Source organism: Paludibacterium paludis (assembly GCF_018802605.1).
GTDB classification, from domain to species: Bacteria; Pseudomonadota; Gammaproteobacteria; order Burkholderiales; family Chromobacteriaceae; genus Paludibacterium; species Paludibacterium paludis.
The window spans coordinates 3,235,336-3,255,775 of the sequence record NZ_CP069161.1 but is presented as its reverse complement, the minus strand read 5'-3'; the positions used below and the strand labels follow the sequence as shown (position 1 = coordinate 3,255,775).

19 protein-coding genes are annotated in these 20,440 nt (G+C 60.5%); 8 read left to right on the top strand and 11 right to left on the bottom strand.

Annotated elements, in window-relative coordinates:
- Positions 1-5 precede the first annotated feature (5 nt).
- Positions 6-659: a TetR/AcrR family transcriptional regulator gene (locus JNO50_RS14965; RefSeq protein ID WP_189530260.1), complete on the bottom strand. Its 654-nt coding sequence runs from the start codon at positions 657-659 to the stop codon at positions 6-8.
- 266 nt (positions 660-925) lie between these two features.
- Between JNO50_RS14965 and JNO50_RS14960 the strand changes: the two genes are divergently transcribed.
- The 8 genes from JNO50_RS14960 to JNO50_RS14925 all read left to right on the top strand — a co-directional run bounded on the left by JNO50_RS14960 (position 926) and on the right by JNO50_RS14925 (position 12,781).
- A complete protein-coding gene (locus JNO50_RS14960; protein ID WP_189530262.1) occupies positions 926-2,734 on the top strand; it encodes an ABC transporter ATP-binding protein in 1,809 nt (602 codons plus the stop codon).
- The gene (locus JNO50_RS14955) at positions 2,728-4,485 is read left to right on the top strand and encodes an ABC transporter ATP-binding protein (RefSeq protein ID WP_189530265.1); all 1,758 of its coding nucleotides are present in this window, start codon (positions 2,728-2,730) and stop codon (positions 4,483-4,485) included. Before JNO50_RS14960 ends, JNO50_RS14955 begins: the two co-directional genes overlap by 7 nt.
- Positions 4,485-5,426, top strand: coding sequence for an ABC transporter permease (locus JNO50_RS14950; protein WP_189530267.1), 942 nt, complete (start codon positions 4,485-4,487; stop codon positions 5,424-5,426). Before JNO50_RS14955 ends, JNO50_RS14950 begins: the two co-directional genes overlap by 1 nt.
- Positions 5,423-6,373 (top strand): iron chelate uptake ABC transporter family permease subunit, encoded by a 951-nt coding sequence (locus JNO50_RS14945; protein WP_189530269.1) that lies wholly within the window; start codon positions 5,423-5,425, stop codon positions 6,371-6,373. The genes JNO50_RS14950 and JNO50_RS14945 overlap by 4 nt, the downstream gene beginning before the upstream one ends.
- Positions 6,370-7,146, top strand: a complete 777-nt coding sequence (locus tag JNO50_RS14940; RefSeq protein ID WP_189530277.1) for an iron ABC transporter ATP-binding protein — start codon at positions 6,370-6,372, stop codon at positions 7,144-7,146. The genes JNO50_RS14945 and JNO50_RS14940 overlap by 4 nt, the downstream gene beginning before the upstream one ends.
- Positions 7,143-8,141 carry a siderophore ABC transporter substrate-binding protein gene (locus tag JNO50_RS14935; RefSeq protein WP_189530279.1) on the top strand — a complete coding sequence of 333 codons (999 nt, stop codon included), beginning with the start codon at positions 7,143-7,145 and terminating at the stop codon, positions 8,139-8,141. The genes JNO50_RS14940 and JNO50_RS14935 overlap by 4 nt, the downstream gene beginning before the upstream one ends.
- Before the next feature lie 129 nt (positions 8,142-8,270).
- Positions 8,271-10,487, top strand: a complete 2,217-nt coding sequence (locus JNO50_RS14930) for a TonB-dependent receptor (protein ID WP_215796396.1) — start codon at positions 8,271-8,273, stop codon at positions 10,485-10,487.
- A 458-nt stretch (positions 10,488-10,945) separates the two neighbouring features.
- Complete coding sequence (locus JNO50_RS14925; protein ID WP_215796395.1) at positions 10,946-12,781, top strand: autotransporter domain-containing protein; 1,836 nt, start codon at positions 10,946-10,948, stop codon at positions 12,779-12,781.
- 487 nt (positions 12,782-13,268) lie between these two features.
- Here the strand turns inward: JNO50_RS14925 and JNO50_RS14920 are convergent, their stop codons facing one another.
- The 10 genes from JNO50_RS14920 to JNO50_RS14875 form a co-directional block, all read right to left on the bottom strand.
- Entirely contained in the window at positions 13,269-14,312 is a 1,044-nt protein-coding gene (locus JNO50_RS14920) for a tyrosine-type recombinase/integrase (RefSeq protein WP_189530295.1), read from the bottom strand.
- A 1-nt stretch (position 14,313) separates the two neighbouring features.
- Positions 14,314-14,535 carry a DUF4224 domain-containing protein gene (locus JNO50_RS19320; RefSeq protein WP_425325370.1) on the bottom strand — a complete coding sequence of 74 codons (222 nt, stop codon included), beginning with the start codon at positions 14,533-14,535 and terminating at the stop codon, positions 14,314-14,316.
- Positions 14,536-14,973: 438 nt separating this feature from the next.
- The gene (locus JNO50_RS14910) at positions 14,974-15,243 is read right to left on the bottom strand and encodes a hypothetical protein (RefSeq protein WP_189530300.1); all 270 of its coding nucleotides are present in this window, start codon (positions 15,241-15,243) and stop codon (positions 14,974-14,976) included.
- A gap of 45 nt (positions 15,244-15,288) precedes the next feature.
- Positions 15,289-15,900 carry a hypothetical protein gene (locus JNO50_RS14905; RefSeq protein ID WP_189530301.1) on the bottom strand — a complete coding sequence of 204 codons (612 nt, stop codon included), beginning with the start codon at positions 15,898-15,900 and terminating at the stop codon, positions 15,289-15,291.
- A gap of 37 nt (positions 15,901-15,937) precedes the next feature.
- Complete coding sequence (locus tag JNO50_RS14900) at positions 15,938-16,207, bottom strand: hypothetical protein (protein ID WP_189530303.1); 270 nt, start codon at positions 16,205-16,207, stop codon at positions 15,938-15,940.
- A 2-nt stretch (positions 16,208-16,209) separates the two neighbouring features.
- Complete coding sequence (locus JNO50_RS14895; RefSeq protein ID WP_189530305.1) at positions 16,210-16,563, bottom strand: hypothetical protein; 354 nt, start codon at positions 16,561-16,563, stop codon at positions 16,210-16,212.
- 11 nt (positions 16,564-16,574) lie between these two features.
- Positions 16,575-16,793, bottom strand: coding sequence for a hypothetical protein (locus JNO50_RS14890; RefSeq protein WP_215796394.1), 219 nt, complete (start codon positions 16,791-16,793; stop codon positions 16,575-16,577).
- A gap of 21 nt (positions 16,794-16,814) precedes the next feature.
- On the bottom strand, positions 16,815-19,511 hold the full coding sequence (locus JNO50_RS14885; protein WP_189530307.1) for a toprim domain-containing protein: 2,697 nt from the start codon (positions 19,509-19,511) through the stop codon (positions 16,815-16,817).
- Between the two features lie 77 nt (positions 19,512-19,588).
- The gene (locus tag JNO50_RS19315; protein WP_189530308.1) at positions 19,589-19,876 is read right to left on the bottom strand and encodes an Ogr/Delta-like zinc finger protein; all 288 of its coding nucleotides are present in this window, start codon (positions 19,874-19,876) and stop codon (positions 19,589-19,591) included.
- A 2-nt stretch (positions 19,877-19,878) separates the two neighbouring features.
- Positions 19,879-20,337, bottom strand: coding sequence for a YmfL family putative regulatory protein (locus tag JNO50_RS14875; RefSeq protein ID WP_189530310.1), 459 nt, complete (start codon positions 20,335-20,337; stop codon positions 19,879-19,881).
- Positions 20,338-20,440 lie beyond the last annotated feature (103 nt).

Genomic DNA, 20,440 nt, shown 5'->3' with positions numbered 1-20,440 from the left:
AGCGCTCATGGGCGCCGCCCATCCTGCCCTGACGCATTCTGTTCGAGCGGGATGCCTTCTTCGAGCATGACTAGCGCTCCGACGATGAGCGCGTGCATCCCCCGGGCGAGTTCGGATTCCATCTCGTTTTCCTCGTCGCGGTGATCCGCATTCACGGCAGGTTCCCGGCCAGCTACCGAATACACGGTGTCGGCCACGGCCAGGCCATGAAATGCCACGGTCGCCAGCAGCCACCGCGCCTGCTCCTCTGTGATTCCGAAAGCCCGGGCAATATGGCGCTGGTGTTCGTCAATCTTGGCGATCATGGACTCCGTGGCGGCCAGCCGGCGAATCACGTAAGGGGTCAGTCCCGGGTGCGCCTTGACAAACTCCCGCACGGATTCGGCAAATCCGATCAGGTAGTCCTTTAATTCTCCCCGTCCGTCATGGCGAGCCCGGGGAATCTGCCAGCGGTGGAAGATCTCCTCCGCGACCAGACACTTGAGCTCCTCGAGACCGGGAACATGTTTGTAAAGCGCGGTATGGCTGACGCCCAGCGCGGCGGCGACCCCGATGAAGGTGATGTTCGGCAGGCCGATTCCGATGCCCGCGTCGGCAATCCGTTCGCGCGAGATGGTGCGCGGGCGTCCACGCACGGCGGGACTCTCTGGCGGCTTCATGGCTATTCCTTCTGATTGGCGGTGACTCCCCTCATTTTAACCGGCTTCGACAGATTTAGTTTATTCGATTCAACTAAATCGAGATTTGGTTTATAGTGATGCAAATAATTCTCATGCTCATGTGTGAGCGAACTGCGCGCCAGCCGAAGCAATCCTCCGGAAAACGGGCGGCCGATCGCCGCGAGCATGGGTCGGGAGTCGTCTTCGCCACCTCCGCCGAGCGCGGTGAAATGACTGGGTATGTATTTGTATTGATGGAGTTTTTCATGAGCCTACATGATGCCGCCGCAGGCGAGTCCCAAGCGCCAGGACCGATCGGCCGGGTATTGAGCCCCATACGCGGACGCCTGATCGCCGCCGCCATACTGGCCTCGGCGGGCGCCATGCTCACACTGGCGCCGTTGGCCGGCATCGCGCACATTGCGCAGGTCGTTCTCGAAGGCTCCGGGGCTGGCGCGGATGCGCCAACCTTGGCAAAGAACGCAATCTGGCCGACGGTCATCGTCAGCGCGACGTGCATGTTCGCCGGCATGGCGCTGGCCTGCGCCGGCGGACTGATCGCCCACCTGGCCGACAACCGCATTACCCACCACCTGCGACAGGCGGCGGCGCAGCGCCTGGCCCGGGTGCCGCTGGGCTGGTTCACCAGCCGGGCATCGGGGGAGGTCAAGCAGGCGATGCAGGACGATATCGCCACATTGCACAGCCTGACCGCGCACTTCTTTACGGCCGCGGGTCAGGCCGTGGGCGCGATACTGGTCTCGGTCATCTACCTGTTCGCGCAGGATTGGCGAATGGCCATCGTGTCACTGCTGCCGTTCACCGGTTTCTTTTTGTTCCTGCGCCGTGCGCTGAAGGCCAGCGGCGCGAACATGCGGGAATTCGTCGCCGGACTGGGGCGCATCAACAGCGCGACCGTCGAGTTCGTCAACGGCATTCCGGTGGTCAAGGCGTTTGGTGGCGCGGACCGGATGCACCGCGGTTACCGGGAGGCCATCGATGCCTTCGCCGAGTCATTCGCCGGTTTCACCCGTCCACTGGTGGCCTCGATGGCTCATGCCCATGCCATGATCGCCCCTGTCACGGTGCTGGGGGTGGTGCTGATGGTTGGCACTCTGTTTGCCCATCTGGACATGATCGCTCCCGCCGGCATCCTGCCGTTCGCCCTGGTCGGCCCGGGCATCTGCGCGCCGCTGCTGTTGCTGCATACGTTGCTGCACGACCTGGGAAACGCCACGGGCGCGGCGCAGCGCGTGCTGGCGCTGCTCGAGACCCCCGTGCTCGAACCGGTCGGCCCAAGCGAGCGCCAATGTCCCGCCGGGCACGAAGTCCGCTTTGAAAACGTCGCTTATACCTATGGGGAAGGTCACCAGGCATTGGTGAACGTCAGCTTCACTCTGGAAGCCGGTACGGTCACGGCCATTGTCGGCCCGTCCGGCGCGGGCAAGTCGACGCTGGCTCGGCTGCTGCTGCGCTTTTTCGATCCGGCGCAGGGACGTATCACGCTCGGGGGCGCGGACTTGCGGCGCATCGAAACTTCGCAGCTTTACCGGAGCATCGGTTTCGTGTTGCAGGAGGTGCAGCTGATCCACGCCAGCGTGCGCGACAACATTGCGCTGGGCCGGCCTGCGGCCAGCCAGCGCGAGATCGAGGACGCCGCGCGCGCCGCCGCTATCCACGAACGCATTCTGGCCCTGCCGCGCGGCTACGACTCAGTGGTCGGCGAGGATGCGCAATTATCCGGCGGCGAGCGCCAGCGGGTCAGTATCGCGCGAGCGGTGCTTCTTGATCCGCCGGTGCTGGTGCTCGATGAGGCCACCGCCGCCGCCGATGCCGGCAACGAAGCGGCGATCCAGGATGCGCTGTCGAACTTCGCTCGGGGCCGAACGGTGCTGGTCATCGCGCACCGGCTCGACACGGTGATGCATGCAGACCGCATCCTCGTACTTGAAAACGGAGAAATCACCGAACAGGGAACGCATTCGCAGCTCTTGGCGCAGGAGGGTCGCTATGCGAGGCTCTGGGCCCGGGGCGGTTACGAAACGGCCATGGTTCCGGAGGCGTCGTCATGCTGAAGACCTTTCTTCAACTGCTGGGCGAGGATGCGCCCATTTTCCGGCGCTATGTCGCGATGGCGGTGGCCTACGGCGTGCTCTGCGGGCTGAGCGTCACGGCGCTGGCGCCGGCTCTTGTCCATCTGCTGGCGGGCGACACGGGCAACGCCGCGCCGTGGCTGGCCGCTCTGCTGGCAGGAGTCGCTGTTTCCTGGGGTTGGCGGCGCCGGGTGGAGCACGCCGGCGTACGTGTGGGCGTCGCCATCCTGCAAGGCGCGCGCCACCGGCTGGGCAACCATGTGGCGCAACTGCCCGTGGGCTGGTTCCTGCCGCAGAACACGGCTCGTCTGGGGCATGTGGTCACACAGGGCATGATGGCCATCGCCCAGCTTCCCGCTCACGTGTTCACTCCGGTCATCGCCAGCGCGGTGACGGCGGCGGTCCTCGTTGTCGCGCTGTTTGTGCTGCATGGAGCCGCGGGATGGGTCGCGCTGATCGCCCTGCCGCTGATGACGGCCATCCTCGCGCTCACGGCCAGGCTTTCGCGCCGTGCCGACGAAGCCTTCCAGCGGCGCTTCGCCGAGTCCAGCCAGCGCGTGGTGGAGTTCGCCCGGGCACAGTCCGTGCTGCGCGCCTTTAACAGCGAGGGCGGCAGTACGCGCTGGCTTGAACAGACCTTCGAGCGGCAACACCGATCGGGTTCGCGGCTGATCTGGCTGTCGGCGGGGGCGTCCGTGCTCAATGTCTGGTTTGTGCAAACCGTCTTTGCGGCCTTGCTGTTCGCGGTGGCGTTCGGGATGAGCGGGAGCTTGTCCGTCGACGACGTCATGGCCTCCATCGTTTCCCTGCTGCTGGCGGGGCTCTTCGTCAACGCGCTCCTGGAAGTCGTCGGTTATGGCGAGGTGCTGCGCGGCGCACGCGGCCAGCTCGAGGCGATTCGCGAACTGTTCGCCGTCAAACCCCTTCCACAACCGGAGGCTCCCCGCGCGCCGCGCGATGCGTCCGTCGAACTGCGCGACGTGCATTTTCGTTATGCGGCCGGCGAGCCCGAAGTATTGAGCGGTGTGAGCCTGCGCATCGAGCCGGGCAGCATGGTCGCCCTGATCGGCGAGTCCGGTTCGGGCAAGACGACGCTGATGCGGCTCATTCCGCGTTTCTTCGATGTGAACCGGGGCAGCGTGCTCGTCGGCGGCGTCGACGTGCGCGACATGGCCGACGAGCCATTGGCCGGCCTGATCAGCCAGATCTTTCAGGACAGCTATCTGTTCGCGGGCAGCATCGCCGACAACCTCCGTGTCGGCAACCCGGCGGCGGACGATGAGCGGATCATGAATGCCGCGCGCCAGGCGGGGGTGACCGGGATCGCCGAACGTTTGCCCGAGGGTCTTGCCACGCGGGTCGGAGAGGGCGGGGCGCGTCTGTCCGGTGGCGAGCGGCAGCGTATCGCCATCGCCCGCGCACTGATCAAGGACGCGCCCATTTTGCTGGTGGACGAAGCCACGGCGGCGCTGGACACCGAGAACCAGGCCATCATCGCCGAGACACTGGCGCGCCTGCGCCACCAGCGAACGCTGCTGGTGATCGCGCACCAGCTCTCCACCGTGGCGATGGCCGACCATATCGTGGTGCTTGAAGGAGGACGAATCGTGGAACAGGGCTCGCCCGCGCACTTGCGCGACAGCGGTGGAAGGTACGCGCAATTCCTCCGCCAGCGCCGCGCCGCCAAAGGCTGGCGCATCGCGCCCGCGGCTTCGACAGGAGAGCGGGGTTGATGCGCGCGGGACTGTTGGGTGTGTTTGTCGTGCTGTGCGGCGCATCGTTGCTGGTCGGTGCGCGGCAAATGACATGGTCGCAGGGATTTTCCCCGTCCGGCGATCTTTGGCTGACCTTGACCGCCAGCCGGCTGCCGCGGCTGGCGGCGCTGATATTGACCGGCGTGGGCCTGTCCGTCTGCGGGACGATCCTTCAGCACATTGTCCGCAACAAGTTCATCGAACCGGCCACCTCCGGCGGGCTGGATGCGGCCAGGCTCGGCATCCTGGTGTCGCTCACCCTGATTCCCGCCGCCAGCGCGGTGGAGCGGATGGTGTGCGCGCTGTTCTTCTGCTTCGTCGCCAACCTGATGCTTGTCGGGATCCTCCGCCGCATCCGGTTCGGGAATACGGTCATCGTGCCTGTCGTCGGCTTGATGTACGGAGGCGTTCTTGGCGCCGTCGCCGAGTTCTACGCCTACCGTCACAATTTTCTGCAGAGCATGCAAGGTTGGCTCTTGGGCGACTTTTCCAGAATCGTCGAGGGAAACTACGAAGTCATTTATCTGATCATGCCGATCGTCGCGCTCACCTACCTCTACGCCCATCGCTTTACGGTACTCGCCATGGGGGAGGGAATGGCCGCGAGCCTCGGGTTGAACTACCCGGCCACGGTGGCGCTGGGGCTGATGCTGGTGTCCGTCACCGTATCCGTCACGGTCATCACCGTCGGAGCGATCCCCTTCGTGGGGCTGGTCATTCCGAATCTGGTCGCGCTGCGTTACGGCGACAACCTGAGCCGCACTTTGCCCATCGTGGCCCTGGGGGGCGCCTCCCTGCTGCTGGTCTGCGACATCCTCGGGCGGCTGCTCATCTACCCGTTCGAGGTGCCGATCGGCCTGACGGCGGGCGCCGTGGGAGGAGGGCTGTTCCTCTTGCTGATTATCAGGGGGAACCGATGAGACGCGCCGTTCCCGGATATGCCCCATGGATCGTGGCGACAGCGCTGGCTCTGACCTTCCTGCTGGTGAACTCCGGCTTCGACGTCGACTACGTCATCCCCGGGCGGCTGGCCAGGCTGACCGCCATGCTTATCGGCGGCGTCTGCATCGCCTGGTCCTCGATCGTCTTCCAGACCCTCACCGGCAACCGCATACTGACACCGGCGATCATGGGGTACGAGGCGGTCTATTTGCTGCTGCAAGCCTTGCTGATCCTGATCATGGGCACCCAGAGCGTGGTCCTGCCCGGCGCCGGCGGCCACTTCGCGCTGTCGGTGCCGCTGATGCTCGGCTATTCGGCGTGCCTCCATCGCGGCGTGTTCCGCGATGGCGCAAACAATGTGTATTTCCTTTTGCTGCTGGGCCTGGTCCTGACGATGGTGATCGGCGCCATCACGCAGTTTGTGCAGTTGAGGATCAGTCCGGGAGAGTTTTCCGTGCTGCAGGGCTTCAGCCAGGCGTCCTTCAACAGAACGGAGCCCGGGCAGTTGCTCGGCTCGGCCATTATCGTGGCGCTGCTCGTTCTTGCCGGCCTCAGGACGTTGCCAGCGCTCGACGTGCTTTCGCTGGGGCGCGAACAGGCCATGTCCCTGGGCGTGGACTACCGGCGAACGGTTCGGCGGCACCTCGCGCTGATCGCCGCGCTGGTGGCGGTGTCGACCAGCCTTGTCGGGCCCACGGCCTTCATGGGTATCTTCGTGGCCAACATCACTTATGCGCTGGCCGGCACTTTCCGGCACCGGATCACGTTGCCCGTGGGCTGCGGCACCGCCATCAGCCTCTTCCTCCTCGCCCAGCTCGCGGTCGAGCACGTCTTCAATTACCGAACCACCGTCGGCATCCTCGTCAACCTGGTCTGCGGCGCCTGGTTTCTTGCGCTGATGGTGCGTACGCGGGGTTCAACATGATCACAGTCAACAGCCTCTGCAAAACCTACGGCGCCAAAGCCGTGCTTTCCAATGTCAGCGCAAGGTTTCCTGCGCGGCGACTGACCTCTCTGATCGGTCCGAACGGCGCGGGCAAGTCGACGCTGCTGATGATGATGGCCCGCCTGCTGGAGCCCTCCGGGGGGGAAATACTGATCGACGGCCGCCGTGTCTCGGAGATCCGCATGGGCGACTATGCCCGGCGTGTCGCCACCTTGCGCCAGTCGCCAGGCTTCAACTTGCGCCTGACGGTCGGCGAGCTGGTCGCCTTCGGGCGCTTTCCCTACAGCCGCGGCGCGCTGACCGCCGAGGATCGCCTCGCCATCGACGAAGCCATTGCCTTCCTGTCGCTGCAACCGCTCCGCGACGCTTACCTGGACGAGCTAAGCGGCGGGCAGCGCCAGATGGCGTTTTTGGCCATGACCATCGCCCAGCAGACGGACTGTCTGCTGCTCGACGAGCCGTTGAACAACCTCGACATCCGGCACGCGGTGCACATCATGCGCGCGCTGCGCCGCCTGTGCGACGAGTTCGGCCGCACCGTGATCCTGGTGGTGCACGACATCAACTTTGCTTCCCACTACTCGGATCACATCGTTGCGATGAAGGGCGGTGGCGTCCATTGCGCCGGCGCGGTACGGGAGGTCGTGACCGAGAGCCGGCTGCGTGAGCTGTACGGACTGGATTTCGAGATCACCCACGGCGAACGTGGATGGCTGTGCAATTACTTCAACCCACAAGGAGAAATGACATGACACGCACTCACCCGCGCCGGCACGCCGCTCTGGCGCTGCTGATCGTCGCGACGGCCGCGCTGCAAGGATGCGATCTGCAAGCCGGCGAGTCGGCACGGGCAGCGGCCGCCGACCACCGCTCGCCGGATGCCGCCTCCCAACGCATCACGGTGCATCACAAGCTGGGCGTGACCGAGATCGGTAAACCGCCGCGGCGCGTGGTTGCCCTCGACATGAACGAAGTGGATTTTCTTGATCAGCTGGGGGTGCCTATCGCAGGCATGCCCAAGGATTTCGTGCCGCGCTATCTCGCCAAATACCGGGATGCCGGGGAGGTTACTGACATGGGGGCCATTGTTCAGCCGAATCTGGAGCGGGTGCATGCGGCCAAACCGGATCTGATCCTGATGACTTCGCTGCAGGCGCGGCACTACCGGGAGCTGAGCGAAATCGCTCCGACGATTCACTTCGACGTGGACTATCGGGACAGCCGGGCCCAACACATCGAGATCATCAAGGATCATCTCATGACGCTGGGACGGGTTTTCCGCAAAGAAGCGCTCGCCCGTCAAAGAATCGCCGAGCTCGACGCCAAGGTCGAAGAGGCCAGGCGCATCACCCGGGGGCGTCCGGAAAAGGCCCTGATCGTGCTGCATAACAACGGTGCCTTCAGTTCGTTTGGTGTCCGGTCGCGCTACGGTTTCATCTTCGATGCCCTGGGAGTGAAACCGGTCAGCCCGACGCTCGAGACAGGTTTGCATGGCCAGCCGGTTTCCAGCGAATTCATCCAGCAGGCCAACCCCGACATCATTTATCTCGTGGACCGCACGGCGGTCATGGAACACCGTCCCGCCTTGAACGCCGAGACCCTGGGCAATCCGCTGCTGCGTCAAACCAATGCCTGGAAAAACGGCCGTGTCGTCTTTGCCGATCCGGAGGCCTGGTACATCACGGCCGCCAGCGTGAACTCCGTGAAGCTCATCATCGACGATGTGATCAAGGGCTACCGGCGCTGATTCCTTCGGAAAATGGCAACCCCGTTTTTTAAATAAAAAAGTAAATGATTCCCATTCGTTATTTGCTCGAATGCCGGTCTTCACCGCGGATCGACACCCGTGGCCTATCCCAACAAAAAGGTTCCTGACATGCCCAAATACCGCCATCACAATCACTTCATGAGCCCGGCGCAGCAAACCGCTCGCTCCACCCCGGCCTTTCCGTTGAAACATCTTCCCGCCGTCCTGTTCGGGCTGACGCTGGGCACTGCCGCCATGGCGGCGCCTCCGGCGTCGCAAGCGGGCAAGGATGACGGACCGGTCGTCCTGGACACCGTCACGGTCACCGGGAAAGCGGGCGGGCCGACGGCTCCTTATGCTGGCGGGCAGGTGGCCTCCGGCGGTCGGCTGGGGTTGCTGGGCAACAAGGATCTCATGGACACGCCATTTTCCCTCATCAGCTACACGGGCAAGTTCATTGAGGACCTGCAAGCCCAGAATCTTACCGACATCATCGCCAAAACCGATCCCGCCGTGTTCAGCAACGGTGTCACCGGCGCATGGAGCGAGAACTACTCGATTCGCGGCTTCAGTTCCAGCACGACCGATGTCACGGTGGGAGGGCTGGCCGGCATGGCCCCGTACTACCGCACCACGCCCGAAATGTTCGAGCGCATCGAGGTCCTGAAAGGGCCGTCGGCCCTGCTCAATGGCATGCCGCCGGGGGGCTCGGTGGGAGGGGCCATCAATCTGGTACCCAAGCGCGCAGGCAATGAACCGTTGACCCGACTGACGGCGACTTACCTGTCCGACGCGCAGTTTGGCGGGCATATCGATGTGGGGCGGCGCTTCGGCGAACACAAGCAGTTCGGCATCCGGTTCAACGGTGTTTACCGCGATGGCGAGGGCGCGGTCAACAAACAGAAAAAGAAGGTTCAACTGGCCGCTCTGGGGCTGGACTGGCGCGGCGAAAACGCACGTCTGTCAGCCGATTTCTATGACAGCGACGACCGGGTGAGCGGTGTGATACGGGGCATCAACCTGGCCCCTGGCGTCGGCGTCCCCAAGCCGCCCAAACCCGATACCCTGCTCAACCCTGACTGGTCCGCCGTGCACAACAAGGATAAAGGTGTCATCGTTCGCGGTGAGTTCGACGTCAATGACAATTTGATCGCGTACGCGGCCATCGGCACCAGCAAGTCCGAATACACCTACAATGGCGCCGTCTCGGCTCAGGTGCTCAACACGGCGGGCGACTTGCGGACGACGACAGGCCAATTGCGTATCGACCTGGAAAAAACATCGGGCGAAGCCGGGCTCAGGGGCAAGTTTCAAGCCGGCGGGGTCAAGCACCAGTGGGCCCTGAACGCCACCTACTACACGGATAACGAAAGGGACTACGGCCGCCGGGCCGTCCCGGGCGCCGACTGGACGACCAACCTCTACCATCCGGTCTGGGGTCCGTCCGTTCATCTCGTTTTGCCGCCGATCCTTCACACGAAAACGCGTCTTGTCAGCTATGGTCTGGCGGATACCGTGTCATTCGCACAGGACAAGGTGCAACTGACCGTGGGCGCGCGTCGCCAGCAGGTGCTTACCGACAGTTTCAATCCCGTGACAGGCGCGCTCGGCAGCCGGTATGACGCTGGCGCCACCTCGCCTGCCGCCGCCTTGCTGGTCAAGGTCAAGGAAAATGTCTCTCTCTACGTCAATTACATCGAAGGGTTGAGCAAAGGGCAAACGGCTCCTGTCACCGCGGCCAATGCGGGGGAGCTATTCTCGCCTTACAAGACCCGGCAGAAGGAAATCGGCCTCAAAGTCGACTCGGGGGAATTCACCCACACTGTCAGCCTGTTTCAAATCCGGCGTCCCGGCAGTTTTACCGATCCGGTCACCAATGTGTTTTCGTTCGGTGGCGAACAGCGCAACCGGGGCGTGGAGTGGAGCTTCTTCGGGGTTCCTGCGAAGGGGGTCCGCCTGATGGGCGGCGCGGCCTATGTCGACCCCGAGGTGACGAGAACGTCGGTTGTTGGCGGGCAGGGCAAACAGGCGACCGGCATTCCAAAACTCCAGGGCAAGCTGGGTATGGAATGGGACGTTCCCGCGGTGCAAGGGCTGACCCTGACCGGCAATGCGACAGCGGTTTCCCGGCAATACATCAATGCCGACAACTCATTGGCTGTCCCGGGCCGGACAACCTATGACGCAGGCGCGCGCTATGCAACACAGGTTGCCGGTCGTCCATTGATGTTGCGGGCCAGCATCCTCAATGTGACCAACAAGGCGTATTGGGGCATGCCGCTTTTGTCCAGTCTGGCGCTGGGCGCGCCACGTACTTACCAGCTGTCGGCCACGATGGACTTCTGAGCGGAAAGACAGCATGAACATGAAGCCAGGAGAGCGGCTTGGCTTCATGGCCGCAGGTAAAAACTCATTTGGGTGGTGTTTGCCGGACGGGTTGGGGAATGGCGCGACTCGATGGGAGGACATGCGAACAGACAACGGGTTCACGGCAAGATGGACGGCATGAGGATAAATGCCATCAGGAAAATTGCTTTAAAAGGATGGAATTGAAAAGCATAAAAATTTATGGGAATATCGCCGTCCTTTTCTTATTTATCATGAGGCGGCGCAGTTAAAGGGTGTCGCAATGGGGTGAATTCCATTGCCTCAACGTGTCTTTGCGGAAGCAAAGGGATGCTTTTTTTCCTGATGACTGAACCGCGACCACGTTTCGGATTCCTTGATTCATGCGGCCTTTGCGTTTTCTCCATATTGTTCTGCCGTGTTGTTGCGCATTCGCACTGCCATCTGGCGCCGATGCGATGCAGATTTTCGTTACGACCCTCACCCATCGAACCATCACCCTCGATGTCGAGGCCTCCGACAGTATTCTGGACGTCAAAACACAAATTCTGGATAAAGAGGGTGTTCCAACCGATCGGCAAATCCTGCTGTATCAAAGCCGAGTGCTGGAGGATGAGAGAACCCTCTCGGACTACAATATTCAGAAGCTGGCCACGCTGGTTTTGCAGGCCAATGGTTTGACCGGATCGATCAGCTTCGCAACGCCCGGTTCCGCCACGGTGAAGCTGGGGGATGCTTTGTTGAACCCGGCAACATCGTCTCTTGCCGGGGGTGGCTATGGCGCGATCCGCTATACCAGCAGCGATCCGTCCGTGGCCGTTGTGGACGCGATCACCGGCGCCGTGACTCCCGTGGCGGAAGGGTCGTGCGTGATCACCGCCTCCCAGGCGGCGGTTCCCGGTATCAACCAGGCGGCGTCGCAAAGCTACGCGGTGACCGTCGTGGCGGCTCCGGCCGGTGTCCTGACGTTTAAAACGCCCGGGCCGGTTTCGGCATTGCTTGGCACGACGTTGGCCAATCCCGCCACATCGAGCGTGAGCGGGCCCGTTTATGGTCCGATCCGTTATGCCAGCAGCGATACCTCGGTCGCCACCGTGGATGCGGCAACCGGTCTTGTGACGCCTGTGGCGGCGGGGTCTTGCCAGATCATCGCCACCCAGGCGGCGGTTGCCGGCCCGAGCGGGGCGGTGACGCAACGTTATCAACTGACGGTGGGCGTCGCCGAGCGCCGCGATCCGTCGGCCGATCGCGATGTGAAGGGCCTGCTGTCGGCGCAAGCCGATGCGGCGCGGCGCGGGGCCGGAACGCAACTCGGCCTGCTCGGCCGCCGGTTGGCGACTTTGCATGAGAGTGGTTACGGACGCAATAGCGCAGGAGTGTCCCTTTCGGTTTCAGGCCAGTCTTTGCCGACCGGAGCCTTTGCGGATCGTTCATCGCCCGATGCGTTTCCCCGTGAGCTGGCTTTCTGGATTGATGGCTCAGTGGCGTGGGGCCGGCGCGACGCATCCTCCCGACAGAGCGACGGCCGTTTTCGTACCGACGGGATCGGTTTTGGCGCGGACTACCGGCTTGGCGACTCCGCGACGTTCGGCCTGGCTGGAGGCCTCGGATACGGTCGCACGGATGTGGGCAATGCGGGAAGCCATCTGACAAACCGCTACAAGAACCTCGCCGTGTATTCAGGTTTGCGCCCGGGCGGACGGATGTTTGTCGATGCGGTTCTTGGCTATGGCTGGCTCGATTTCAATACGAGCCGAAGTTTTGCCGGAGGAGACCGCGCCAGCGGGAAACGAAGCGGCCGGCAATGGTTCGGATCGCTCAGCGCTTCATACCTCTATCGCAACGCCGACTCCCTGTTCAGTCCGTACGCCTCGGTCGACAGGGTGTGGACAAATCTGGGGCGGTTCGGGGAATCCGCATCCGACCGGCAAAGCGCATTGACGTATGAATCGCAGTCGCTGCGCTCTTCGACAGTGCATTTGGGCGTGCGCTGGGAGCGCATGTGGCGGATGGCGGGAATGTCGTTGACCCCCTCCCTTCGTGCCGAATACCTGCGTCGTTTCGAACAGACCCAGGATGCGGGGATCCGTTATCGCGAATCGAACGGTTCGAACCGTTCAACCCGTTTGTACAGGGTGGCGTACGCCAGCGAGGCGCGTGAGCAGGGGTATATTGAAGCCGGTTGTCACCTGGCTTCGCGTGGCCGCTGGGATGCCGGCCTGTTCTACGCGTATGCATTCGGCTCGGCGTTTTCCAGCCAGTCGGTGCGCTTGAATACCGCCTATCGTTTTTGACTCACCGGACCGGCCCACAAGTGTCGGGCCGGATCCACTGGCGACCGGAAAGCGGGAGAATTCAAGGCAAGTGGTATCGCGGACCGGTTGTTCGCGCCCGAACCAGCCCGGCCTCGCGCCGGGTTTTTTTCTGTCCCGCCGAACGCGCTGGCGGCAATGGGTTTCGGAGCATTCCGGTGGGGAGGGGGATTCGAACCCGTGTGGTTTTCCTCCCATGGATTTTGAGGCTTTGGCCAAGGAAATAGTGGAGCAGAAGAGTCCGGGATACCGGAGGGCGGTGAAATTAACCTGCCCGGAAAAAACAAAAGCCCCGCAAAGGTTTGCAGGGCTTGTGTTTGGCTGGCGGAGAGGGGGGGATTCGAACCCCCGTGTGGATTGCTCCACCCACTGATTTCGAGTCATTGAATAAAATCAATTAAATCAATGTGTTGTTATGTAAAATGTTCTAATAAAAATATTTTTGGCACAGCTGAAACCCTTGTAAATACTAGGTCGTTGTCCGTGTATTAGAACGGTTTTTCATGATTTTTGGTGCAGGAGATACCCGCTTGCCGATCCGGGTTTTAATGTAGTGTTCGGTCATTTTTCGTGATTTGTGTCCAAGCAGATCTTGCGCATGACTGATGGTCGAGCGATCGTCCGTGTCAGTAGCGGACTTCGCCCGAATGTCACGAAACTGAATGTTCTCCACGCCTGATTTTTCCCTGGCTTTTGCAAAGCGATATTTGAGGCTGCCATACGTTACCGCTTGTCCATGCTCATTTTGAATCAGGTGCTTGGTTCGCATCGTGCCTGGGCGCAGCGGCGGCATCTCTGTTGTGATGCGGATGATGATGTCCAGAAGTGGCCCCTCAAGCTCAATACGGATCGGCGTGCGTGTTTTGTTTTGTCGGATCCACAGTGCGCCATCTTTAATATCGGATCGCAAAATCTTCAGCACATCTGATGGTCGTTGTCCGGTGTAGTAGGCCAGTTCCATGGTGACGCGTAGAGGCTGGCATGCCTGTTCCATGACCCTGCAAAACTCGTCATCCTCGATATATCTGTCCCGCCCCGTCTCTTTATTGCCCTTGACGCCGGCGCACGGGTTGGGTGCCGATGTATACCCCCACACTCTGGCATGGTTGAACACTGTCGAGAACAGCGCTTTTTCCCGATTTGCCGCGATTTTTTTTGTGCGTTCCCTGACGTATTTGTTGATGAAATACGGGGTTATGGCGTCAAGTGGGACATTGCCAAACACGGCCCTGAGTTTTTTCAGTTGCCGGGTGTATTCCAGTTGCGTGCGACTCCCGAGGTGTGGAATAACCTCGAACTCGAAGCGCTGCGCCGCGACGTCAAATGTCACCAAATCACCAGCATTGAAAGCCACATTCTCCAGCTTTGCCCATTCCAGGCGTGCCGTTACCAGATCGTTGCCCAGCGCAGTCCATTTGTTTTTTCCGTCGACGCGGGCGACATAGTAGTAATTGTTGCCCTTCTTATGCATGTGCTGCGGAAGGCTGAGATTTTTTTTCCGTCGTTTGCCCATTTTACCGGTTCAATGCTGCAAAATTTGGTTCTATTGTGCTGCTACCTATGACTGTATCTGTGCGCGTTCCGCACATGCGCCGTTCCGCATATGAGCGGGCGATTATAGGACGTCCAGCCGCATTCACTTCGAACAGCCACCCCGTATCGCGTAACCATCGAATCTGGCCGCTGGTACGAGTTCGGCCAGTCAATTCAACCACTTCGGTTGCCGTGAGAAACATGCCCATGACCATGATCAGTTCCATGGAGTGGATGGCCGGGGCATCCCCGGCCAGGTGAGTTACTGGATAGTGCTCAAATCGATCCGTAAACGCGAGCTACTCAAACACCTGCCATCGTCAAGACGGTACAACTGCCCGGTTCTTTTATCGGCAAGCAAATGTAGGTCATCACCTTCCACCAGTGCAAAGTAGCGCAGCCGCGGTGTGCTGCCATCCACCACGACGGTAGCCTGTTTGTGGGGAAACCGGCCAAGCCTCGAAATAAACCGTTCAGGGAGGCACGATGCCTCCATGCTCAAGCGTATCTTCATCGTCTTGCCCCCATGAATGATGATTGGTTTCCAGCGATGTACAGACCGGCCTTGCAAATCCAGAGTCCTGCAGTTGCAATGCCTGTTCCGATTACCCTGCGTAGGTTTCTCATGTCTCATTCCCTTCCTAGTCTTTCCACCAAGCGATAATTGCTGAACGCTGGTTGTCATCCAGTCGCTGCCATGCAATTTTTATGTCGCGAGCAGGGTATCCAGCACTATCCAGTAGTTCGTGGCGACACAAAGCAAGGCCGATCATGATTTTCTGTGATGTGGATGCGTAGACATCTATGTCGGTGTGATAGCGGCGGATTCGAGCAATGTTTTCTGCAATCGCTTCATCGGCTGTGTACTCGGTGAAAAGAGTTTCGTCATCGTCACGCTTAAGCTTTGTCATAAAATTTTCCTTTTGTGATCGGGTGCGTTCAGTAGCCTGGTAGGCTCATGCTGTTTGCTCCATCGCGGCGCGCTTTTGCTCTAACTTGTGCTGGGCTACAAGAAATTCCCATTCCTCTTTCTCGATGCGCCGGCAGCCATCGAACGCCGGCACGAACGACTTGGCTGGTTCTGCCACCGCATAGCCATCAGCCTCCATGGCGGACACCTCTGCTTGCACATCCGGAATCCACATTGCGTACGGTCCGTTTTCACTCAGGTAGAGGAAACCGCATTCTGAGAGCGGGTATCCGATGTGCCTCCAGCCGTGGCTCGTGCCACTCGTGTATTCCAGCGTGCACGGGATGTTCATTGCGTCGGCGATAACCTCCGTTACCGGGTTATGCCTCGGCGCGGCGGCAAAACGCTTCTCCCACTCGGTGTTCTTTTTCGGAAAACTATGGCCCTTGCGGTTCGGCTTCGTGAAATCAGGATGACAAGTGCCATGGAAGATTGCTCCAAGTAGGTTTCCGCCAAGCCTGCATGTCACTCCCTGTTCAATGCCAAGCTCAGCGGCCATCTCACGCACGGCGGTGCGGACGGCTTTCTTCTCTGCAATGTGTTCCTTCACCAGATCGAGAGCTTTTCCGCCTTCGATCAAGAAATAGAGACTGTTCATGTTCTTCTCCAATAAAACCGCCTATGGCGGTGTGGTTTCAGGCGGTTTCTTTCTTGACCTTCATCCCGCAGAAAGGGCAGTAGTTGGCCAACATGTTGAACGAATCTTTCTTGGTCATCTTCCGTCCAGTCTTCGCCGTTACTGTGTGTTCGGTCGTTACCGGCAGGTACGGTACGCTCTCTAGCGTGTCTCCGAATACGAGCGCATATCCCCCTAAGTCCAAACGGTGATCTGTCGATCCGGGGTGTTGTTCCTTGAATCGTTCCAGCAGCTTGTCGGAAATTATTTGTTTGCAATCGCATTCCATAATCAAATCTCCTCAATGGTCATTTCGATAGTGCGGTTGATTTCCTCGTGCCGTTTCTGCACAAGGATGATCCGTCCTGTTTCTTCCCTGATGGCCGTTCGGCCAAAATCCGCGGCGATGTCATGCACGGTATTCATCGCATTTCGGAGCAGATCGATCGGTACCTCGGCTCTGAGCGATACCCCATGGACGAGCGAGTAATGAGCGGTAGTTTTCAGCCCAGCGGCAGTCAGCGCGTCGGCAATGCCCTCTGCCTCTTCGATCAGAGGCACCGCCCTATTCAGCGTTGCGAGCTGTGATTGGCAGATGGTCATGATCGCCATCGCGGCCTGGGTGTGAAGTCGTGTTCGTTGCATGCTCGGCTCCCTTACGCGTACTTCCAGCGCTTGATCAATTCCTCGATGTCGCCGTCGTCCAGACGGTTCAGCGCTTGGGCGATGTTGTAGCCGGGTACGAGATCCATACGGTTTGCCGCCAACGCGACGTACAGACCCTCGCCTGTGCTGAGAACTCCGACCCCATCCTCGATGCCGTTTTTGACATCGCTGGCGATCTTGTCCAGGTAATCCAGTTGTGATTTCTGCATGGCACTACTCCTTCTGAGGGTTTAGGAACTTCGCTTTGCTTCGAAAATCCAGCACTTGACGGTGCTGGCGCGCTTGGGGGTATGAGATCCCACACGCGCATTGAATGCGGCATTGATGGCGCTGTTGACCACCTTGTTGGCTTCGATGAATTTGTGGCGCTTGCTGTGCGGCAGCAGCTTCTTCAGCTCGAGCAGATCGGGAATCTTCTGCCGGCGATCTGTCGCCACTTCGATGAAATGATTGAGGTTGATCGCGATGGTCTGATCGCTGTCGCGGCTGTGGTTGAGGTTGAGGACTGCTTCGTCCTCGAGGCCTTCCAGGTATTCGTACAGATCCCAGAATTCGGCGACGACGGGCGGGTCGGCCTCGAGGGTTTGCTCTCGCTCGATCGCCAGCTCGAGCATCAGTTCTTTGGCTTCCTGCTGTTGCTGAGGGCTGATCGGGCACGCCATCGAGAGGCAGTCGATCATCACCATCAATTGGGCGTGGTTCTTCTGTACCCGCAGATTCTTCACGCCGACCAACTGGACAGCCTTCTCGTAATCGCGCAGGCGCTCTTCCATGGCTGACAGTACGGCTGCCTCGTTGCGGGTGGCCTTGACCATGAATCCGGACAGCTCGTATGCCGTCATTCGCCCCAGCGCCAAGGCGGCTTCCCGGCCCTCCTGGCTCTGGCGTGCCTTGTCGAACCAGACATGGACAATCCGCTCCATGATCGGCTTGGACGCGCTCACCGGGGCGTTCTGGCTGATGAACAGCGCGCCGCGGAATTGAGGCGTGTAGGTATCCAGCCCGCTGGATTTCACACCGGTGGTGCGCAGCGAACCGCCGTTGAATAGGCTTTTGAACTGATCCCAGTGGAACGCGGCTTTGGCTCGGCCTACGCTCGATGTCGGACTTTCCTCTCGGTCAGATTCGATCAGTACCACCGGCAGATTGGATACCTGCGCCATCGTGCGCATCAGGCCGACCATGGACCCCTTCATCGGATCGTCGCCCTCGTGGCCATTGCGGCCGAGCAGTTTCCACATGGTCTCGATCAGCGTGGACTTACCGGCCCCCGGCTCGCCGACAATCTCGACAAACGGCCAGGACTCGAAATCGGCTCTGAGCTGTTCGGCGAACAGGCTGCCGAACCACGACGCCAGGGCGATGACGCCGCGCGGGCCGAAGCATAGGTACAGCTTTTCGAACCAGTCGGTGCGGTAGGCTTTCAGATCCGGATTGATATCGAGCCGGATGGACTTGAACAACGACTTGATCGACAGCTTTTCGATGTCGAAATAATCCTCGTCGTTGATCGTGTAGATCTGTCCGCCCGCCGCCGCGACTTCGTTCCACACGTAGCAGCGGTGGTCGATGCTGTAACCGATATAGTCCAGCGTCTGTACGGTCTTGATGTTGTAGGTCCAGCGGCTGGCCAGCTTGTCCAGTTGGCCCTTGTTACCGAACCAGTACGCGCCGGCGCCCAGGTGCAGCAGACGTTTCTTGAACTCGCTGTCGCTGGTGATTTGTCCCGCAGTGAACGTGCCCTTGACCGCCGGGCCGTCGTGCGGGAACTCGATGCGGAAGTAGTACCATGACTCGTCCGTCACATCGCTGCGCAGGTTGTAGAGCGGCACCGGCAAGCAGTTGGCGATTTCGCTGACGGTTCCCGACTCGAGAATCGCGCGCTCGCGGATTTCATCGTCAGAGAGATCGGGGGATTTCTCGCGGATGTCGTCGCTGGCCTTGCCGAATCGCTCAAGATCGAGCTTGAACCACCACAGCCTCGAGTCGAAATCGAAGGGGAACGTCTGCCAGCAGTTCTTGAGGTAGATGAGATTGGCTTTTTCCGCAGCGCTGCCAGCCATCAGCAGGTCGCCATGGTAGCGGTACTCCTCAATGTTCTTGGCCTGCAGGCGGCCGACCAGGTGCAGGTCGTTCCAGTCCTGTTTTTTCTTGCCCTGGGGAATCTGTGCTGCGACGGCATCCCAGCCTTCCTGGCGGGCCCGGGTGACGTACTTCTCGGTGAACTTTCGTCCTGCCTTATCGCCGTCGAAGGCGAAGACCAGGCGCGGCCGTTGCGCGCCGCCGAGTTGCTGCAGAAGACCGTCCAGCGCCGTCGACGGGTAGTTGTTGGTCGTCAGCGTGGATACCGCGCTGATGCCGTTGTGCAGCAGGGCAATGGCGTCGAATATCCCTTCAACGATCCACAGTTCCTCGAGATCAGCCCAGGAAAGGCTCGGGGGCTGCCACCACGTTCCACCATAGTTGCCACGGAACGTGGCCTTGCGCTTGCCGAACCGGTGAGGGCGGTCGATGATCCGTTCCCAGTATCCTATGCCCGGGAGCGTGAAGCGCACCGTCGCGGATCCGATATTTTTCTCGTGGTCGAAATAGGACTCCTGGGCGTACCAGCCCTTGACGATGTCGAGGCTGAAACCGCGCGCCGACTCCATGTACGCATCGGCGGTCGCGTTGGGGTTCTCAGGCTGTTTCGGGAAGCGCTCGCTCCAGGACTCGAAAAGATCGCTGTATAACTCCTTCACGTGCTCTTCGTAGCCGCATTTGTTGGTGCGGTTACAGCGCAAGATCCATGGGTGATCCGCGTTGGTATACAGCTCTTTCTGCCGGCACGACGGGCATTCACCGGCCTGCAGCCATTCTTTTTTGCGCTTCAGACTGAAGTCGCGCTCCAGTCGTTCAGTGATGGCTTGATGTAGTCGAGCGTCCATGATTACGTTTCCGTAGGTAAAGCGGTGCCCTCACAGCCTGAAAAGGCGTGATGCGTGAGTAATGGGGTTGTCAGTGTTTAGCCGGCGTGTTCGGCGTCAATGTCGAGGGGTATTTGGTCCTCGGCCCGGCGTGATGTTGCAATGCGCGCTGCAACCAGCTTTGCACGGCTCGCCAACGGCAGGTGCACACGCGGATTCGGTACGGCAGGTGGCGACAACGTCTCCCGATGTTCGCGTATGGCGGTGAACGTATGACCGCAGGCGATGTTCGAACACTGGAAATACTCCTCTTGCGTGACCTCGGAGAGATACCGGCTCGAGCGGATATGTGCGACGTGCCCGCAGTGGGCGCATTTCGTTGCCATGGTTACACCTGCTTGCAGTAGATTCGGAATGTCAGCCAGTTGATATTGGTGACCAGCTGGCAAATGGAGTGCGCGATCCCTTCGAGACGCCGGCGCTCCTGGTCGTTGATCTCATCATCCGCCGTCACCTCGCGGTATGCCCTGACATGCTCGCCAACGGTCTCGAGCAGCTCGAGGAACTTCTCCTGGATCTCTTCATTGCCGAGATCCTCAACGGCAGGCATGCGCACGAAAATCCCGCCCGAGGCCACGGCGACCGCTTCGGCGAAATAGGTCGTCTCGCTGGCCTGCTGCATGCGCAGCGCGAGCGACACGGTCGGTTCCTGACCCTTGCGACAATAGACCCGGTTCTGCAGTTTGAGGACCGTGGTATCCAGCGCCTCGGCCATGCCTTTCCACCCGCCGTTCATGGCGCGCGCCATCATGCGCAGGCTGCCGATGATTCGTTGCTCGATTTCCACTTGTTTCTCCGATAATTGGTGGTTTTCTGGGAATTCGCCCCGGGCTATCGTTACAGCGTGCCCCGTTTGCGCTTCCATTCTTCGAGGCCGATTAGATAGACCA

Bases quoted from the DNA above. Each gene is read 5' to 3' on its own strand.
- JNO50_RS19320 (WP_425325370.1), bottom strand. From the start codon at position 14,535: ATGTTTCTCACGGCAACCGAAGTGGTTGAATTGACTGGCCGAACTCGT.
- JNO50_RS14935 (WP_189530279.1), top strand. From the start codon at position 7,143: ATGACACGCACTCACCCGCGCCGGCACGCCGCTCTGGCGCTGCTGATC.
- JNO50_RS14940 (WP_189530277.1), top strand. From the start codon at position 6,370: ATGATCACAGTCAACAGCCTCTGCAAAACCTACGGCGCCAAAGCCGTG.
- JNO50_RS14950 (WP_189530267.1), top strand. From the start codon at position 4,485: ATGCGCGCGGGACTGTTGGGTGTGTTTGTCGTGCTGTGCGGCGCATCG.
- JNO50_RS14965 (WP_189530260.1), bottom strand. From the start codon at position 659: ATGAAGCCGCCAGAGAGTCCCGCCGTGCGTGGACGCCCGCGCACCATC.
- JNO50_RS14890 (WP_215796394.1), bottom strand. From the start codon at position 16,793: ATGCAGAAATCACAACTGGATTACCTGGACAAGATCGCCAGCGATGTC.
- JNO50_RS19315 (WP_189530308.1), bottom strand. From the start codon at position 19,876: ATGGCAACGAAATGCGCCCACTGCGGGCACGTCGCACATATCCGCTCG.
- JNO50_RS14960 (WP_189530262.1), top strand. From the start codon at position 926: ATGAGCCTACATGATGCCGCCGCAGGCGAGTCCCAAGCGCCAGGACCG.
- JNO50_RS14910 (WP_189530300.1), bottom strand. From the start codon at position 15,243: ATGACAAAGCTTAAGCGTGACGATGACGAAACTCTTTTCACCGAGTAC.
- JNO50_RS14885 (WP_189530307.1), bottom strand. From the start codon at position 19,511: ATGGACGCTCGACTACATCAAGCCATCACTGAACGACTGGAGCGCGAC.
- JNO50_RS14900 (WP_189530303.1), bottom strand. From the start codon at position 16,207: ATGGAATGCGATTGCAAACAAATAATTTCCGACAAGCTGCTGGAACGA.
- JNO50_RS14925 (WP_215796395.1), top strand. From the start codon at position 10,946: ATGCAGATTTTCGTTACGACCCTCACCCATCGAACCATCACCCTCGAT.
- JNO50_RS14955 (WP_189530265.1), top strand. From the start codon at position 2,728: ATGCTGAAGACCTTTCTTCAACTGCTGGGCGAGGATGCGCCCATTTTC.
- JNO50_RS14895 (WP_189530305.1), bottom strand. From the start codon at position 16,563: ATGCAACGAACACGACTTCACACCCAGGCCGCGATGGCGATCATGACC.
- JNO50_RS14920 (WP_189530295.1), bottom strand. From the start codon at position 14,312: ATGGGCAAACGACGGAAAAAAAATCTCAGCCTTCCGCAGCACATGCAT.
- JNO50_RS14945 (WP_189530269.1), top strand. From the start codon at position 5,423: ATGAGACGCGCCGTTCCCGGATATGCCCCATGGATCGTGGCGACAGCG.
- JNO50_RS14905 (WP_189530301.1), bottom strand. From the start codon at position 15,900: ATGAACAGTCTCTATTTCTTGATCGAAGGCGGAAAAGCTCTCGATCTG.
- JNO50_RS14930 (WP_215796396.1), top strand. From the start codon at position 8,271: ATGCCCAAATACCGCCATCACAATCACTTCATGAGCCCGGCGCAGCAA.